Source organism: Streptomyces sp. NPDC111656 (genome assembly GCF_055656965.1).
Genome location: NZ_JBVKCA010000017.1, coordinates 202,787 through 217,546 on the forward strand (window position 1 = coordinate 202,787; position 14,760 = coordinate 217,546).

Genomic DNA, 14,760 nt, shown 5'->3' on the forward strand with positions numbered 1-14,760 from the left:
CAACTCCCCCCACCACAAGGAGTCTCGATGAACGAGCGCCTGCGGGACGTCTACGTCGTCGACGCCGTCCGCACCCCGATCGGCCGATACGGCGGTGCCCTGTCCGCCGTGCGCCCCGACGACCTCGCCGCCGGAGTCGTACGTGAACTGCTCCGCCGCAGTCCCGCCCTGGACCCGTCCCTCATCGGTGACGTGTTCTTCGGAAACGCCAACGGCGCCGGGGAGGACAACCGGGACGTCGCCCGAATGGCCGTGCTGCTGGCCGGTCTTCCCGTGACGGTTCCCGGAACCACCGTCAACCGGTTGTGCGGCTCGGGGATGGAGGCGGTCATCCAGGCCGCCCGCGCGGTGGCGCTCGGCGACGCCTCCGTCGCCGTGGCCGGCGGAGTGGAGTCCATGAGTCGCGCCCCGTGGGTCCTGCCCAAGCCGGAGCGCGCCTTCCCGGTCGGCAACCAAGAGCTGTACTCCACCACCCTCGGCTGGCGGATGGTCAACCCGCGGATGCCCGACGCGTGGACCATCCCGCTCGGCGAGAGCGCCGAGCTGATCGCCGACAAGTACGGCATCACGCGCGAGGCCCAGGACGCCTTCGCGCTCGCCAGTCATGAGAAGGCCGCCCGGGCGTGGAAAGAGGGTGCGTACGACGCCGAGGTGGTCCCCGTCGAGAGTGTGGAACTGCCCCGCGACGAGGGGATCCGGGACGACACCTCACTCGAGGCGCTGGCCCGCCTCAAGCCGGTCTTCCGTGCGGGCGGCACGGTCACGGCCGGCAACGCCTCGCCTCTCAACGACGGCGCGGCTGCCCTGCTGCTGGTCGACGAGGCCGGGCTGGCCGAGACGGGCCGTGAGCCGCTGGCCAGGATCCGCGCCAGTGCCGTGACGGGCATCGAGCCGCGGTACTTCGGTCTCGGCCCGGTCGAAGCCATCCGCAAGGCCCTGACGAAGGCGGGCCGCACCTTCGACGCCCTGCACACCGTCGAGCTCAACGAGGCATACGCCGCCCAGGCGCTGGGCTGTCTCGCCGCCCTGCCGGAACTCGACTCCGACATCCTCAACCCGAAGGGCGGCGCCGTCGCCATCGGGCATCCCCTCGGCGCCTCCGGTGCTCGTATCACCGGAGCGGTCGCCCATCAGCTCGCGGAAGCCGGCTCGGGCACGGGCCTGGCCGCGCTCTGCATCGGCGTCGGGCAGGGCCTGGCCCTGGTCCTGGAGCGCTGAGGCGGCGACCGCCACCGGGTCAGGGTGTCGTCGCCACGCGTTCGAGTGCGGCGGTGAGTGCGGCGAGGTCGTGGCCGGCGAGGTTGTCGAGGACGTGCCGTCGGATGCTGGCCAGGTGGGCGGGCCAGGCCTCCTGGAGGCGGGTGAGACCGTCGTCGGTGAGGACGGCGTTCCAACCGCGCAGGTCCTCCTGGCACTTGGCCCGTTGGACGAATCCCTGCTTTTCGAGGCGGTTGACGACACGGGTCATGCCGCTGAGCGAGAGGTTGCAGGCGGTGGCGAGCTCACTCATCCGCATCCGGCGGTGGGGCGCCTCGGACAGGAACATGAGCGGGGTGTACTCGGAAAGGGGCAGCCCTCCGTCGCCGACCATGTCCGCGTCCACCAGTCGTGGAAGCGCCATCATGACGTGAGCCAGGGCGCGCACGAGCGATTCCTCGGTCTGGTCCATGGGGCGCAGGGGCTGTTCGTCGTAGGGCATGCCTCACACCCTATCTCCTTGACACGGCAAGCACTCATACATTTACTTGACTCGACAAGCACACATACAAGCGAAGGTGCAGAACATGACAAGGATCGGCATCATCCTCGGCAGCACGCGCCCCGGACGCAACGGCGAGGCCGTCGCCCACTGGGTGCACGAGCTGGCCACGCAGCGCACCGACGCACAGTACGAGCTCGTCGACCTGGTGGACTACAAGCTGCCGCTGCTGGATGAGGCCTATCCGCCGGCGATGGGCCAGTACAGCCAGCCGCACACCCAGCAGTGGGCCGCGAAGATCGCCTCGTTCGACGGCTTCGTCATCGTGACCCCCGAGTACAACCACTCGGTGCCCGGCGCGCTGAAGAACGCCATCGACTTCCTGGCGGCCGAGTGGGCCAACAAGGCCGTCGGCTTCGTCAGTTACGGCTCCACCGGCGGCGTCCGCGCCGTCGAGCACCTGCGCCTGATCGCCGGTGAACTGCAGATGGCGGACGTCCGCTCCCAGGTGGCGCTCTCCCTGTTCACCGACTTCGAGAACTTCAGCGTCTTCAAGCCCGCCGACAGCCACCGTGACGCCGTCACCACCACCCTCGACCAGGTCGTGGCGTGGAGCAACGCCCTCGCTTCGCTGCGCGTCGGCTGACGCGAGGGATCACGGGGCGCCGCCCACCCTTGCCCCGCACCGGCGTTTGACACCGGTGCGGGGTGCGGGGCGGGGCCTGAGCCACCTTTCGATCGTTTCCGGAAAAGAGAGATCCGCCGATGTCAGAACGTGCCGCCTCCCCCGCGGGTGGGCACCCGATCACGCTTGGGCTGGACACGTTCGGCGACGTGACCGACGACGCCCAGGGCCGACCGCTCTCGCACGGCGAGACGATCCGCAACCTGGTTGCGGAGGGTGTCCTCGCCGATGAGGTCGGACTCGACCACTTCGCCATCGGTGAGCACCACGTCGAGTGGATGCCGCTCTCGGCGGCGGATGTGGTGCTCGGGGCGATCGCGTCGCGTACTTCGCGCATACGTCTGGGATCCGGTGTCACCGTCATCAGCTCGGACGATCCCGTTCGGGTCTACCAGCGGTACGCGACCCTCGACGCCGTGTCCGACGGCCGTGCCGAGGTGATTCTCGGCCGGGGCTCGAGCACGGAGTCCTTCCCGCTGTTCGGCTACGACCTCGGCGACTACGACACCCTCTTCGAGGAGAAGGTCAGCCTCTTCGCCGAACTGCGCAAGGAGAAGCCCGTCTCCTGGTCCGGCAGCACCCGGCCGGCGCTGGCGAACCAGCCCGTCTACCCGCACAGCGAGTCCGGAGCGATCCCCACCTGGATCGGCGTCGGCGGCAATCCTCAGTCCGTCGTCCGTGCCGCACGCTACGGATTCCCGCTGATGCTCGCGATCATCAGCGGTCCGACGGCGCGGTTCGCCCCCTTCTCGCAGCTGTTCCGCCAGGCGCTGGAGAAGTTCGACCGACCCGATGTGCCGGTCGGCGTGCACAGTCCGGGGCATGTGGCCGCGACCGACAAGCAGGCGGTGGAGGAGTTCTGGCCGTACTACGAGAAGACCATGCGCATGGTGGCCCGGCAGCGAGGATTCCGCGTCCCGACATTCGAGCACTTCATGAGCGATGTCGGCCCCGGCGGCGGGCTGTTCGTCGGATCACCGGAGACCGTGGCGCGGAAGATCGCCACCACTCTCCGGGAGCTCGACGCGAGCCGCTTCGACCTCAAGTACGGGATGAACGGTCTGCCGCACGAGACGCTCACGACCACCATCGAGCTCTTCGGCACCGAGGTGGCCCCGCGAGTGCGGGAGCTCATGGCCTCGTGAGGTGTTCCGCCCTCGAGCCGACCGGCGTCGCCGTCCAAGCCGCCTGCACCCCGTGATGGCTGACACGGCTGCAGGAGGGTCGCGACTGTGGGAGCACGCGACCCATCGGACACGGCCGTAGCCGTGTCCGTCGGGGCGGTATCCGTGGCCCGCGCACCGAGTGCGCGACGGAGGGCCGACGGATACCGCCCCTTCCCGTTGCCGACGCCGCAACCTTCGCTCCCTGCCGTGCGTCCAGCTGACGCGAGCCGAATGAATCCGCGGGCGAGCCGGTAGTCGGGGGCGATGTGACATCTGACGGCGGAGAGCACAGGCACGGTTTCACCGAGAGCGTGCGGCGGTTCTTCTGGCTGCCGCGGCAAGCCTCTCGCGATGCCGCCCCGGTCCGGCCCCTGGCGCGGGTCTGGGTCTTCGTGGTCGCCGCGGGGGCCGGTGCCGCCGCACTCGGCTGGGGGACATGGTGGTGGTCGTGATGTTCGTCGGCATCGTGCAAGCCCTCCTCGACGACGTCATCAAGGGGGTACGGCATCGCTGGCCGGCCTTCGTCGCCGCTCTGTCTGCGGGATGGTCCGCGGACAGGCCCATCAGAGCGGTGGTGTCCGCTCCGACCGATCCCGACTGGGCCGACTGGCCCGGTCTCGCGTGCGGGAGTCTGGCCGCCTTCGCGACCTTGGTGGCCATCACGCGCCGCCAGGCTTGCCTGAGCGCTTCCCGCGCCCGCGACTCCCTGCGTCCGTGGCCAGGACGTGCAACTGCCGCCGCAGGATGACGTTCTTCATGCGGTGATCAACGAGCCTTGGCCGACTTCGTCGCGTCACCGCCCGCGCCGCGCCGTGGATCCGACCGCGGGCCCCGACCACGGCATCCGGTCACCTACACCGGGTACTCCGGTGCCTGGGTGCTGGGGCACCTCACCGCGAGGGCCGCGATGTCGTCGTTGAGCCTGCCGCCGCTGTAGCGCAGCAGGTCCTGGTGAAGCCGGTCGAGCAGCTCACGGGGCTGCCTCGGGCCCTGCCGCCGCATCCAGTCCGGGAGCGGGAAGAACTCGCCGGTGCGGTCCCGGGTCTCCGTTACGCCGTCGGTGTAGAGCAGTAGCTGGTCGCCCGGGGTGAAGGCGACGGTGTCGACGCAGTAGTGGTCTCCGATGAGCGCCGCGAGGTGCAGGGGCGGCGAGGGAGTGGTGGGATCCAGGACTCGGATCTTCCCGCGATGCGCGAGCAACGGCGGAGGGTGCCCACAGTTGAGAAGTCTGACGTGGCCGCCGCCGTGCGGGATCTCGGCGATGAGAGCGGTGGCGAAGCGCTCCGGCAGGTCCTGTGCCGGAAACGCGGCGCTGTGGCGGATGATGCTGATCTCCAGACGATGGATGACGCCTGTCAGGTCGGGCTCGTCGTACGCGGCCTCCCTGAAGCAGCTGATCACCGCCGAGGCCGCCCCCACCGCGGACAGGCCCTTGCCCCGTACGTCGCCGATGAGCAGCCGGACCCCGTACGGCGTGGCGACGGCTTCATAGAAGTCGCCGCCGATCCTGGCCTGTTGTTGGGCCGCCAGATACAGCGACTCGATCTCGACGTCGTCCATGCGGCGTGGCAGAGGGCGCAGCAGTACCTTCTGGGCCGCGTCGGCGACGAGGCGGATGTGGAAGAGCGCCTCCTCCCGCTGAAGTCGGACATGGCTCGCGTAGGCGGCCGCCAGGGTGACCGCGACGATCGCCGCCGCGGTGTACTGCGTGCCCAGGTCGGCGTAGACGAAGCTGAGGCTGATCATGACCAGCAGGCAGAACGTGCCCAGCAGGATCGTGGGGAGTACGGGCCACATCGCGGCGGCGAGGGCGGGGGCGGCGGGCAGGAGTCGGCTGACGGCGATCTCCCTCGGTGTGGAGAACGCCAGGCAGGTGATGAGGACGGTGAGGACCACCGGTGACAGCGGGGCAGCTTCCCACCAGCCACCGCCGAGGGAACGACGGCGCCGCAGCCATCCGGACATGATCACAAAACGCATCATATCGGCCGAAGTGGATATCGAGCGGGGCACCGGGCGGTCAGGCCCGGCTCGGGGCCGTAGACGCACGGCGGGACGATGGAACGCTGGCCCCGATCGTTCGCCGCGAATGAGCGTCGATCCCGATGACCAGCCTTGTTCCCCTTAATCGAACGGACTAGTCTGTTCGATTAAGGGGGGTGCCCGCACATGGCGACGCGCACGAGAAGGACGAACACGGTCGAGAAGATCCTGGACACGGCGGCCGACCTGTTCTACGCGAACGGCCTGCGGGGCGTCGGCGTGGACCAGGTGATCGCCGCCTCAGGGGTGGCGAAATCCACCCTCTACGTCCACTTCCGCACCAAGGACGAGCTGGTCGCGGCCTACCTGCGCAGAATCGACATATCCTGGCGCGCCCAACTCGAGGCGGCCGCCGAGCGGGCGGGCGACGACGCGGCGGCCCGGATCACCGGGCTCTTCGACGCACTGACGGACGCCTTCGACCGGCACGGCTTCTTCGGCTGCCCTTTCGTCAGTGCCGCCGTCGAGACCGCGCTCGATTCCGAGGCCCGGGCCATCACCGTGCAGCACGTCGAACGCCGGCACACCTGGCTGACACAGCTCAGCACCGAGGCGGGCGCCGCCGACCCCGACTCCCTCGCCCGCCACCTCGGCCTCCTGATAGACGGCGCCCTCGCGTCCGGACGGCTGCTCCAGGACCGCGCGGTGGTGGATCAGGCCAGATCCGCGGCCCGGCGCCTCCTCGACGACCACACCCGCCGCGACAGGGTCGGCGACCTCCCGTGACAGGCCACCAGGCACACCACCCCTGACCGCGAGACGCCCGACGCCTCCGGCTCCGTACTCACGCACAACTTCCAGGAAGGAAGACAGGGCCATGCGCGCAGCGATCCTCGAACAGTTCGGGGCACCCCTGGTGCTCAAAGAGCTCCCCCGGCCCGCCCCGAAACCGGGCGAGGTCCTGGTGAAGATCGCGGCCAGCGGAGTGAATCCGCTCGACATCAAGATCCGGGCGGGGAAGGCCGCACACGCCCGGACCGTCCTGCCCGCCGTACTCGGCCTCGACCTCGCCGGTGTGGTCGAACAAGTCGGTACCGACGTCACCGGATTCGAAGTCGGCGACGAGGTCTACGGACTCACCGGCGGGGTCGGCGACCTCCAAGGCTCCCTCGCCCAGTACGCGGCGGTCGACGCCCGGTTGCTGGCCGGCAAACCCGCCGCCCTGACCCTGCGCGAAGCCGCCGCACTGCCTCTGGTCTTCATCACCGCGTGGGAGGGCCTGATCGACCGCGCCCGAGTCCGTCCCGGACACAAGGTCCTCGTCCACGGCGGAGCCGGCGGCATCGGACACGTGGCCATCCAGATCGCCCGTGCCCACGGCGCCGACGTCTACGCCACCACCTCCCCCGGCCACGCCGAGACGGTCGCGCGCCTCGGCGCCACGCCCATCGACCGCACCGCGATGTCCGTGGCGGAGTACGTCGGCAAACACACCGGCGGCGAGGGCTTCGACATCGTCTTCGACACCGTCGGCGGTCCCGTGCTCGACGCCTCCTTCACAGCCGTGCGTACGTACACCGGCCACGTCGTCAGCGCACTCGGCTGGGGCACCCACGCCCTCGCTCCCCTCTCCTTCCGGGGCGCCACCTACTCCGGTGTGTTCACCCTCATGCCCATGCTCACCGGCAACCACCGCGCGCACCACGGCGAGATCATGCGCGAGGCCACCGCCCTCGCCGACGCGGGCTCCCTCAAGCCACGGCTCGACCCACGCACCTTCACCCTCGACGCCGTCGCCGACGCACACGCGGCGGTCGAACAGGGCACCGCGGCGGGCAAGGTCGTGGTGGACATCGCCCAGGCTCCCAGCGGACCGTGAGTCGCGCTCCGTACTCCGCCTGTGGTGCTCCCGTACCTTCCCCGTCGAACGCTCGACCATGAGGAAAGACATGAGGAAAGGAATGGAGTAAGGATGGGAGAGTGCGGCCGTATCGCTGCACGAGAAGTCGACCGGCGGCCCGACGCGATCCTCCGACGCGAGAACTTCCTTTCCGGCCGCGTGCGGCAGCGTTGTGGCCCTCCATGAATGGCGTCCTGAAGGTCTTGAAGGTCTTCAACGCGCCATGGGCGACCAGACCATCAGCTCTGCGAGCTCCTGGATGGTCAGCCGGTACCGTTCCGGAGCGCGTTGCAGAGAAGAGCACCCGTGAATTACATAACGCAGCGACTGCGCTCTCCCACCGCTCCGACAGTCGACGCCCCCGCGCGGGCAGCGGTCTCCGCTGGTGACTGCGGTCTGCTTCTCGTCAGGCTTACGTTCGGCCTGCTCATGGCGGCACACGGTGCCCAGAAGCTCTTCGGGATATTCGGTGGCGGCGGCCTCACCTCTACGGGCAGGGGATTCGCCGCGTTGGGGTACCGACCCGGAAAGGTCTACGCCGCCATAGGCGGCGGCTCCGAATTCCTGGGCGGCATCGGCTTGGCTCTGGGGCTGTTCACACCGCTGGCGGCGGCTGCCGTGATCGGCGTGATGATCAATGCCATGGCGACCGTGAGCGGGGCGCATGGATTGTGGGACACCCAAGGCGGTGTGGAGTACAGCGTGTGTATCACTGTCACCGCACTCGCCGTGGCGGCCATCGGCCCGGGAAAGCTGGCCGTCGACCGTCTTTTCCCGTGGGGCAGAGGAGGCTGGGCCGAAGCGGCCTTCGCTCTGTTCCTGGGCGGAACAGGCGCCGCGATCGTCCTCATCCTCTAACCATTGGCCGGCAATCCGATGAGGATGTTCATGAGGTCCACGGGGACCACTACCGTGATCGACGCGGCCCGCCGGGCCCTGGGGCCGGTCGGCGTGACCCTGCCGGTCTCCTTCACCACCCCCCTGTCCATCGATCTGCAGCGCGAGGCCGTCCACCGCCTGGAACGCGTCGGCTACCACGCCGTGTGGACCAACGAGGTCATCGGTGGCAAGGATGCCCTCGTCCAGCTGGCCGCACTGCTGTCGGCAACGGAGCGGCTGGCGTTCGGCAGCCCGCTGGCCAGCATGCGCGACTACGTGGAACGGATGGACGCCCCGACCCAGCCTCCCGCGCCCGACATCTCGGTTCCCCATCATCGCCGCGAACGGTCCGAAGATGGTGGCGCCGGCCGGCGAGATCGCCGACGGAGCGCTGCCCGCCGTGCAGCCTCCCGAGTTCACCGCGCAGGCCCGGCAGGTGCTCGGTCCGGACAAGCTGCTGGTCGTGGGACTGTCCGTGGTCCCCGACAGCGACCGCGACCGGGCGCGGGCGATCGCGCGGGAGCGGGTGTCGGCCGGCCTCGGCCAGCCGTCGTACGCCGCTGGCCTGGCCCGGCTGGGCTATTCGGACCAGGAGATCGCCGAGGTGAGTGACCGGCTGGTGGACGCGGTCATCGGCTACGGCGATCCGGCCGCGATCGCGGCCAAGGTGCGCGAGCACCTGACCGCCGGCGCGGATCACGTGACGCTGTTGTCGCAGGTCGGTACCGACTTCTCGGTCGGCGTGGACCAGCTGGAGTGGCTCGCCCCGGCGCTGGCCGACGTTGGTACCTCAGCTTGAACAGGCGTTGTCGGTCTGTCCGGTCCCGGTGTGCCCTCAGACGTGCACCGGGGCGGCGCCGGCCGATACCGCCGTCAGCCCTTGAGCTTGAGGAGAATGCGGGCCAGTTCTTCGAGCTCGGCCGGGTCCAGCCTGTCCGCCAGGACCGGAGACAGGGTGTCACGGCGGGCGGCGTCCGCGCGCTCGAAGAGGTCACGGCCCTGCGGTGTGATGGTCACCTCGACGGATCTGGCGTCGGAGGCCGAAGGGGTGCGGGTGACCAGTTCACGGGCCTGGAGGGCGTCGATCACCCGGGAGACCTGGCTTCGGCTGATCAACGCACAGGAGCCGAGATCCGTGGCCGACAGCGGCCCATCCTGGTGGTAGAGCCAGAGCAGTACCTCGAACCAGGAGGCCGGCAGGCGGAAGTCCTCCTCCAGTCGGGCGCTCGCGCGTGAGGTGAGGGCACTGCTCACCCCTACGAGGCGGTAGTACGCCTGGTCCTCGACAGGCAGTTCTGCCTGCTTGAGCCTGATGTCCGTCACCAGGCGAGTCTACCAATTTGCGTGCACGCACACACAGCCCTAATATGTGTGTGTACACGCAACCATGGAGGTTCGTCATGAAGATCGCCCTCGTCACCGGCACATCGACCGGCATCGGTCTGGAAACCGCCGTACTCGCCGCAAAGGCGGGCTACGAGGTCATCGCGACCATGCGGAACACCGAGAAGGCCGCGGCACTGCTCGAGCGGCTGCCGGACGCCGACGTACGACAGCTCGACGTGACGGATCCGGACTCGGTCAGGGCCTGCGTCGACGGCGTGATCGCCGACCACGGACGGCTGGACGCGCTGATCAACAACGCCGGGGCCGGACACCTCGGCACCATCGAGCTGGAGAGCGTCGACGACGTCCGCGACGTCATGGAGGTCAACTTCTTCGGAGTGGTCCAGGTCACCAAGGCCGCGCTGCCGCACCTTCGCGCTGCTCAGGGGCGTCTGATCACGGTCACCAGCGTCGGAGGCGTGGTCGGCCAGCCGTTCAACGAGGCTTATTGCGCGGCCAAGTTCGCGGTCGAGGGCTGGATGGAGAGTCTCGCCCCGGTCGTCGGCAAGCTCGGTGTCGCGGTGAGTGTGATCGAGCCCGGCGCGGTGGCCACCGAGTTCGTCGCGAACGTGCGGGCCGACCGGGACGTCGAGGCCCTGGTCGCCGGAGCCGGGGACTACCAGTCGGTGATCAACGGCTATCTGGCCCGCACCCAGCAGGCGTTCTCCGCGGCGCAGTCGGCCCGGGAGTGCGCGGAGACCGTCGTGGGCGCGCTGACCGCCGCCGAGCCCCGGTTCCGCTACCAGAGCTCCGAGTCCGCGGCCGGCTTCACCGCGGTCAAGCTGGCCGACACCGACGGCTCGGCCGTACAGGCTCTGACCACCTCCTGGCTCGGGGCGTGAGACCGGGGATGTTCCCGGACCGATCCATCAAAGGCATCAGCCGATTCACCACGGGCTGCACGGGAGACCCACGATGACGAGCATGGCCGGCACCCTGGTTGCGGCGGTCAACAAGATGACGCAGTGGCGCGCGCACATGCGCGCCAAGTCGACGACCGTGAACGGATACACGTTCCACTACTACGAGGGCGGAGACGGCGAGCCGCTCGTCCTGCTGCACGGCCTGGCCGACAACAGGACGTCCTTCCTGCGAAGCGCCGCCGCGCTGACCCGGCGCTACCGGGTCATCCTGCCCGACCTTCCAGGCCACGGGGCCAACGCTGTGGACCCCGGTCTGGACTACAGCATCAGCGGGCACGTTCAGGCGCTGCACGGCTTCCTTCAGCATCTCGGGCTGGAGGAATTCCACCTCGGCGGCAACTCCATGGGCGGACACATCTCCGCCGCGTACGCCATCGCCCATCCCGAACACATACGCAGCCTCATCCTGGTCAACGCGCCCGGCCTGCAGGTCGACGACCACCTTGTCTACGTCGGCTTCGGCGACCGGATGAAGACGGCCGAGGACCTCGACGCCGTCCTGGCCCGCGTGTACTACCGCACGCCGCGCTTGCCGACCCCGGTCGTACGTCATCTCATCGAGGAGAACGACCGCGCCTTCGAGCACACCAACGCCATGGTGCACGCGATCCGTACCGGCGGGGACTACCACCTCAACGCTCGTGTCTCCGAGATCCGGAAACCGACACTGATCCTGTGGGGTCGGCACGACGTGGTGGTCCGCTCGAACGTCGCCGAGGCCTACAAGGACGCGATCCGCGACTCCCGGCTCGTCTTCCTCGAAGAGGGCGCACACTCACCCCAGTTGGAGATCCCCGACGCGGTCGCGGACGCCGTCACCGCCTTCCTCGGCGAGGTGAACTCCGCGGCCGGCCACCACTAGGTCATGTCTCTTCAGATCGTGAGGTGCGCTTGATCCTGCACGCCGGTTGGCCGATGACGTTCACGCCTCGTGGCGTCGGCCGGGCGAGGCTTGGAGGTCAGCCGCTGTCCCAGGTTCTGGCCCTTGGGCCAACGTCGGGTCCAGATGAGGTTGGCGGGCGGCGAGGTGCAGCGCGGCCTCGCCGCAGGCGGTGGGCGGCCTGCCCGGCGGGCTGCGGAATGTCGGGACGGATCCCGCGCCCGCCAAGTCCGCTTCGCCGCAACCGGATCCCGGCCAAGTGGACCTTCGTGCTCAGGTGACCGCAGCAGCGTCCGATCGCATGTTCGTCAGGTTCGGTCCGGTCAGGCGCCCCCGTTTCCTGGCTCCGGCCGCGTGCTTGGTGTGCCCGGCAGGCGGAGTCGACCGAGACTGTCCAGCCCACGTCATCACCACCGGACCCCGGCACCGCCCAGGCCCATCGGCTCGCGAGCCCGTATCCGGACAATCGGGCGGTGCATTCAAGTTACGACTTCCTCAAGTACTGGTGGCTTCATGGTGAGCGGCGCATGATGAGGTCATGACGTTGGCCCTGCGCGCCATGGCGCAACTGGCGAGTTGGCCGGACCTCACAGAGACACCGCCGAGCTGCGGCACGGGGCGGGCGCTGCGCTCGGTCCATGGCGAGATCGTCCACTTCCATACGGACCAAGACGTTGACCTGCACCTCACCGCCCGCGCCATTCGGCGTTTCGAAGACCACCTCAGGGGCGCAACCGCGGTCCGTTTGGTGCCCGAGTCGCGTTGGGTGACGATACGCCTCGAAGGCGGCACAGACGTGGACCTGTTGCTGACCCTGGTGAGCGTCGCTCTCCAGGCCCATCAGGCATGGCCGGTTTCACGCGACGCACCATCGGCCAAGTGTAATGATCACCACGACATGGCGCTTCCGCGTGACAATTCCAGCGGAAGCTGAGGAGCACCTTTTATCGGGCAGGGGACGTCGTGGCTGTCGATACGCGCGAGGAAGACGCCATCCGCGGAGTCGTCGAACGTCTCACGGCTGCCTACGACAAAACGCGCACGCCCGAGCAGGTCGAAGCAGCTGTCGCCGCGGCTCACGCGACGTTCAGCGAGCGGCCCGTGCGCGATTTCGTTCCGGTCCTGGTCGAACGCAAGGCACGCGCCGTCTTGAGCGAGGCTTCGGCCTGAAATCCCGCTCCACACAGCGGCGAGCGCGTTCACGCTCTCCGCAATCAGCACGTCTGGCGACACCTCTCTGACGCGGCGCGGTACGCGTGCGCCCCTGTCCTGACCCGCGGAATCGGCTGCCCCGCCCGAGTCATGGCCAGCGTCATGCCGGCTGGGCCCGAAGCTGGAGTCGTCGCTTCAGCCCGCCGATGAGCGGACGACGTCCGAGCGGCGGACACGCCGGAGGGCTGAACGGGCTTGTCGACAAGCCCTGGCCGGGCCGCATTTCGCCTCCCAGACCGACCGAACGATCCACCGCGGCGCACACGCCCACGTCGGGCGACACCTCTCTGGCGCGGCACATGGCCCACGTCCACCCATGCACCGACGCGCCCTCGGGACCAATCAATCGATTGGCACAGATCTCTGCACGGCTCTTCCCAGCACCAGTACCTGTTGGTAGCTTCCCAATCAATTGATTGGGAAGGAAGTGTCACCTTGGAGAGCGCACGGTCCGCCACAGTGGCCGCCGAACTGCCCGAGCAGGCGACCCCGCCGGGCACGGCGGGACGCATCCTTGTAGCGGGTCTCGAGCTGTTCGCCGAGAAGGGGTTCAGCGGGACCTCGATCCGGGACATCGGGGGACGGCTGGGGATCAACTCGGCCACCCTCTACTCGCATTACCGCTCCAAGGAACACGTGCTGGCCGCGCTCGTACTCCTGGGACATCAAGAGCTGCACACCAGGCTGCAGCGCGCACTGGTGGCGTCCCGGGGAGGGCCCGCGCAGCAGCTCGTGGCGCTGGTGCGGGCCCATGTCCTGGCGCACGCCGAATACCCGCTGCTCGCGCTGGTCGCCAATGCCGAGCTGCATGCGCTCGGAAGTGAGGCCGCCGCGCCCGCACTGGCGCTGCGTGAACAGTCCCGGCAGCTGCTGCTCGCGGTGCTCGACGAGGGCGTCCGCTGCGGTGAGTTCACCGTCGCCGATCCGCTGCTCGCGGCCGCCGCGATCGTGAGTATGGGACGGCAGGTCGCCCACTGGTACGGCCCGCAGCAGCCGTACACCCCCACGCAGATCGCCGACACCTTCAGCGGCTATGCCCTGGCAGTCGCGGGCGCGGCCCACTACGAGCGGGAGAGCACGTGAACGAGCCGACCGAAGGAGAACTGTCCGTAGCCGGAGGGGCGTTGCGGGTACTGCGCTTCGGCGGCGGCCCCCGTACGGCCGTTGCCGCGCACGGCATCACCGCTTCCGGGATGTCGTTCCGCGCGGTGGCCCGGCAGCTGCCCGCCGAGTGGAGCATGTACGCACTCGACCTCCGCGGTCGCGGCGGCAGCTCCGCCGTGCCCGGCCCCTACGGCATCGATCGACACGCGGCCGATGTGTGCCGAGCAGCGGAGGAGTTCGGGCGCGGGCGTCCTGTCGCGCTGACCGGTCACTCGATGGGCGCGTACGTCGCCCTGCGGGCTGCAGCCGACAGGCCCGAGCTCTTCGACCGGCTGCTGCTCATCGACGGCGGCCTCCCCCTGCCCGTACCCGAGCGTGCGGACCTGGATGCGCTGCTCGACCTCACACTCGGTCCGGCCATCGCGCGACTCGGGCGGACGTATCCGGATGACCGCGCCTACGTGGACTTCTTCCGTACGCACCCGGCGCTCGGTGCGGACTGGAACGAGGACATCGAGGCGTACGTACGCTACGACCTCACCGGAGCGCAGGGCACACGGCGCTCCAGGGTGCGTGAAGACGCGGTGCGACAGGACGGACGGAACCTGCTCGGCTCGGCGGACACCTTCGGCACCGACCTCGGGCGGCTGGAGGTGCCGACCCTCCTGTTGCATGCCCCGGCCGGCCTGCTCGGCCAGGAGCCCCCGATGCTCCCCTCCGACCTCGTCGATCACTGGGCCGGTCACGTGCCGTGTCTCGAAGCCGAGTTGATCGAGGGCTCCAACCACTACACGATCCTCATGGGCCGGTACGCCAGGACGGTCGCCGAGCGGCTGGTCAACCTGCGTCAGACGCAGTTTGACAGCCGACGCCGGACAGACCCGCAGGGGTCAAGTCGCGGTGGCGCCTCGTTTGTCTCCTAGTGTGCGCATCTCGTCGACGC

The 14,760-nt window shown here is 69.1% G+C and carries 17 protein-coding genes and 2 pseudogenes; 15 read left to right on the forward strand and 4 right to left on the reverse strand.

The annotated features are described in order from the left end of the window. Positions 1-27: 27 nt before the first annotated feature. Positions 28-1,218 (forward strand): thiolase family protein, encoded by a 1,191-nt coding sequence (locus ACZ7M3_RS38670; RefSeq protein WP_472069829.1) that lies wholly within the window; start codon positions 28-30, stop codon positions 1,216-1,218. Positions 1,219-1,237: 19 nt separating this feature from the next. Here ACZ7M3_RS38670 and ACZ7M3_RS38675 read toward each other — a convergent pair whose 3' ends face one another. Beyond that, positions 1,238-1,699 (reverse strand): MarR family winged helix-turn-helix transcriptional regulator, encoded by a 462-nt coding sequence (locus ACZ7M3_RS38675; protein WP_472069831.1) that lies wholly within the window; start codon positions 1,697-1,699, stop codon positions 1,238-1,240. Positions 1,700-1,784: 85 nt separating this feature from the next. Between ACZ7M3_RS38675 and ACZ7M3_RS38680 the strand changes: the two genes are divergently transcribed. The 3 genes from ACZ7M3_RS38680 to ACZ7M3_RS38690 all read left to right on the forward strand — a co-directional run bounded on the left by ACZ7M3_RS38680 (position 1,785) and on the right by ACZ7M3_RS38690 (position 4,298). Then, a complete protein-coding gene (locus ACZ7M3_RS38680) occupies positions 1,785-2,345 on the forward strand; it encodes an NADPH-dependent FMN reductase (RefSeq protein ID WP_472069833.1) in 561 nt (186 codons plus the stop codon). A 119-nt stretch (positions 2,346-2,464) separates the two neighbouring features. Continuing rightward, positions 2,465-3,529 carry an LLM class flavin-dependent oxidoreductase gene (locus tag ACZ7M3_RS38685; protein ID WP_472069835.1) on the forward strand — a complete coding sequence of 355 codons (1,065 nt, stop codon included), beginning with the start codon at positions 2,465-2,467 and terminating at the stop codon, positions 3,527-3,529. Positions 3,530-3,986: 457 nt separating this feature from the next. Further along, positions 3,987-4,298: a hypothetical protein gene (locus tag ACZ7M3_RS38690; protein WP_472069837.1), complete on the forward strand. Its 312-nt coding sequence runs from the start codon at positions 3,987-3,989 to the stop codon at positions 4,296-4,298. A 104-nt stretch (positions 4,299-4,402) separates the two neighbouring features. Here the strand turns inward: ACZ7M3_RS38690 and ACZ7M3_RS38695 are convergent, their stop codons facing one another. Beyond that, on the reverse strand, positions 4,403-5,521 hold the full coding sequence (locus ACZ7M3_RS38695) for a PP2C family protein-serine/threonine phosphatase (protein WP_472069839.1): 1,119 nt from the start codon (positions 5,519-5,521) through the stop codon (positions 4,403-4,405). A gap of 198 nt (positions 5,522-5,719) precedes the next feature. Between ACZ7M3_RS38695 and ACZ7M3_RS38700 the strand changes: the two genes are divergently transcribed. From ACZ7M3_RS38700 to ACZ7M3_RS38720, 5 genes and pseudogenes are all read left to right on the forward strand, one after another. After that, complete coding sequence (locus ACZ7M3_RS38700) at positions 5,720-6,319, forward strand: TetR/AcrR family transcriptional regulator (RefSeq protein ID WP_472069841.1); 600 nt, start codon at positions 5,720-5,722, stop codon at positions 6,317-6,319. Positions 6,320-6,410: 91 nt separating this feature from the next. Then, positions 6,411-7,412 (forward strand): zinc-dependent alcohol dehydrogenase family protein, encoded by a 1,002-nt coding sequence (locus ACZ7M3_RS38705; RefSeq protein ID WP_472069843.1) that lies wholly within the window; start codon positions 6,411-6,413, stop codon positions 7,410-7,412. Positions 7,413-7,748: 336 nt separating this feature from the next. Further along, the gene (locus tag ACZ7M3_RS38710; RefSeq protein ID WP_472069936.1) at positions 7,749-8,291 is read left to right on the forward strand and encodes a DoxX family protein; all 543 of its coding nucleotides are present in this window, start codon (positions 7,749-7,751) and stop codon (positions 8,289-8,291) included. Between the two features lie 30 nt (positions 8,292-8,321). After that, positions 8,322-8,552, forward strand: a pseudogene (locus ACZ7M3_RS38715) (hypothetical protein); the annotation flags it as partial. Continuing rightward, a complete protein-coding gene (locus ACZ7M3_RS38720; protein ID WP_472069938.1) occupies positions 8,506-9,111 on the forward strand; it encodes an LLM class flavin-dependent oxidoreductase in 606 nt (201 codons plus the stop codon). The pseudogene ACZ7M3_RS38715 and the gene ACZ7M3_RS38720, both read left to right, overlap by 47 nt. 74 nt (positions 9,112-9,185) lie before the next feature. Here the strand turns inward: ACZ7M3_RS38720 and ACZ7M3_RS38725 are convergent, their stop codons facing one another. Beyond that, the gene (locus tag ACZ7M3_RS38725; RefSeq protein WP_472069845.1) at positions 9,186-9,635 is read right to left on the reverse strand and encodes a MarR family winged helix-turn-helix transcriptional regulator; all 450 of its coding nucleotides are present in this window, start codon (positions 9,633-9,635) and stop codon (positions 9,186-9,188) included. Positions 9,636-9,712: 77 nt separating this feature from the next. Here ACZ7M3_RS38725 and ACZ7M3_RS38730 point away from each other — a divergent pair, with 77 nt between their 5' ends. Both ACZ7M3_RS38730 and ACZ7M3_RS38735 read left to right on the forward strand, forming a co-directional pair. Next, on the forward strand, positions 9,713-10,540 hold the full coding sequence (locus ACZ7M3_RS38730) for an SDR family oxidoreductase (RefSeq protein WP_472069847.1): 828 nt from the start codon (positions 9,713-9,715) through the stop codon (positions 10,538-10,540). 82 nt (positions 10,541-10,622) lie between these two features. Continuing rightward, positions 10,623-11,483, forward strand: a complete 861-nt coding sequence (locus ACZ7M3_RS38735) for an alpha/beta fold hydrolase (RefSeq protein WP_472069849.1) — start codon at positions 10,623-10,625, stop codon at positions 11,481-11,483. Between the two features lie 154 nt (positions 11,484-11,637). Here the strand turns inward: ACZ7M3_RS38735 and ACZ7M3_RS38740 are convergent. Beyond that, positions 11,638-11,910 (reverse strand): annotated as a pseudogene (locus tag ACZ7M3_RS38740) (IS5/IS1182 family transposase); the annotation flags it as partial. Positions 11,911-12,039: 129 nt separating this feature from the next. On the opposite strand from ACZ7M3_RS38740, the gene ACZ7M3_RS38745 reads away from it, so the two are divergent. From ACZ7M3_RS38745 to ACZ7M3_RS38760, 4 genes are all read left to right on the forward strand, one after another. Continuing rightward, positions 12,040-12,435, forward strand: a complete 396-nt coding sequence (locus ACZ7M3_RS38745) for a luciferase domain-containing protein (protein ID WP_472069851.1) — start codon at positions 12,040-12,042, stop codon at positions 12,433-12,435. A gap of 29 nt (positions 12,436-12,464) precedes the next feature. Beyond that, complete coding sequence (locus ACZ7M3_RS38750) at positions 12,465-12,671, forward strand: three-helix bundle dimerization domain-containing protein (protein ID WP_472069853.1); 207 nt, start codon at positions 12,465-12,467, stop codon at positions 12,669-12,671. A 477-nt stretch (positions 12,672-13,148) separates the two neighbouring features. After that, positions 13,149-13,796: a TetR/AcrR family transcriptional regulator gene (locus ACZ7M3_RS38755; RefSeq protein WP_472069855.1), complete on the forward strand. Its 648-nt coding sequence runs from the start codon at positions 13,149-13,151 to the stop codon at positions 13,794-13,796. After that, the gene (locus ACZ7M3_RS38760) at positions 13,793-14,740 is read left to right on the forward strand and encodes an alpha/beta fold hydrolase (RefSeq protein WP_472069857.1); all 948 of its coding nucleotides are present in this window, start codon (positions 13,793-13,795) and stop codon (positions 14,738-14,740) included. The genes ACZ7M3_RS38755 and ACZ7M3_RS38760 overlap by 4 nt, the downstream gene beginning before the upstream one ends. Positions 14,741-14,760: the final 20 nt, after the last annotated feature.

Bases quoted from the DNA above. Each gene is read 5' to 3' on its own strand.
- ACZ7M3_RS38720 (WP_472069938.1), top strand. From the start codon at position 8,506: ATGCCCTCGTCCAGCTGGCCGCACTGCTGTCGGCAACGGAGCGGCTGG.
- ACZ7M3_RS38690 (WP_472069837.1), top strand. From the start codon at position 3,987: ATGGTGGTGGTCGTGATGTTCGTCGGCATCGTGCAAGCCCTCCTCGAC.
- ACZ7M3_RS38700 (WP_472069841.1), top strand. From the start codon at position 5,720: ATGGCGACGCGCACGAGAAGGACGAACACGGTCGAGAAGATCCTGGAC.
- ACZ7M3_RS38670 (WP_472069829.1), top strand. From the start codon at position 28: ATGAACGAGCGCCTGCGGGACGTCTACGTCGTCGACGCCGTCCGCACC.
- ACZ7M3_RS38730 (WP_472069847.1), top strand. From the start codon at position 9,713: ATGAAGATCGCCCTCGTCACCGGCACATCGACCGGCATCGGTCTGGAA.
- ACZ7M3_RS38685 (WP_472069835.1), top strand. From the start codon at position 2,465: ATGTCAGAACGTGCCGCCTCCCCCGCGGGTGGGCACCCGATCACGCTT.
- ACZ7M3_RS38705 (WP_472069843.1), top strand. From the start codon at position 6,411: ATGCGCGCAGCGATCCTCGAACAGTTCGGGGCACCCCTGGTGCTCAAA.
- ACZ7M3_RS38675 (WP_472069831.1), bottom strand. From the start codon at position 1,699: ATGCCCTACGACGAACAGCCCCTGCGCCCCATGGACCAGACCGAGGAA.
- ACZ7M3_RS38680 (WP_472069833.1), top strand. From the start codon at position 1,785: ATGACAAGGATCGGCATCATCCTCGGCAGCACGCGCCCCGGACGCAAC.
- ACZ7M3_RS38735 (WP_472069849.1), top strand. From the start codon at position 10,623: ATGGCCGGCACCCTGGTTGCGGCGGTCAACAAGATGACGCAGTGGCGC.
- ACZ7M3_RS38745 (WP_472069851.1), top strand. From the start codon at position 12,040: ATGACGTTGGCCCTGCGCGCCATGGCGCAACTGGCGAGTTGGCCGGAC.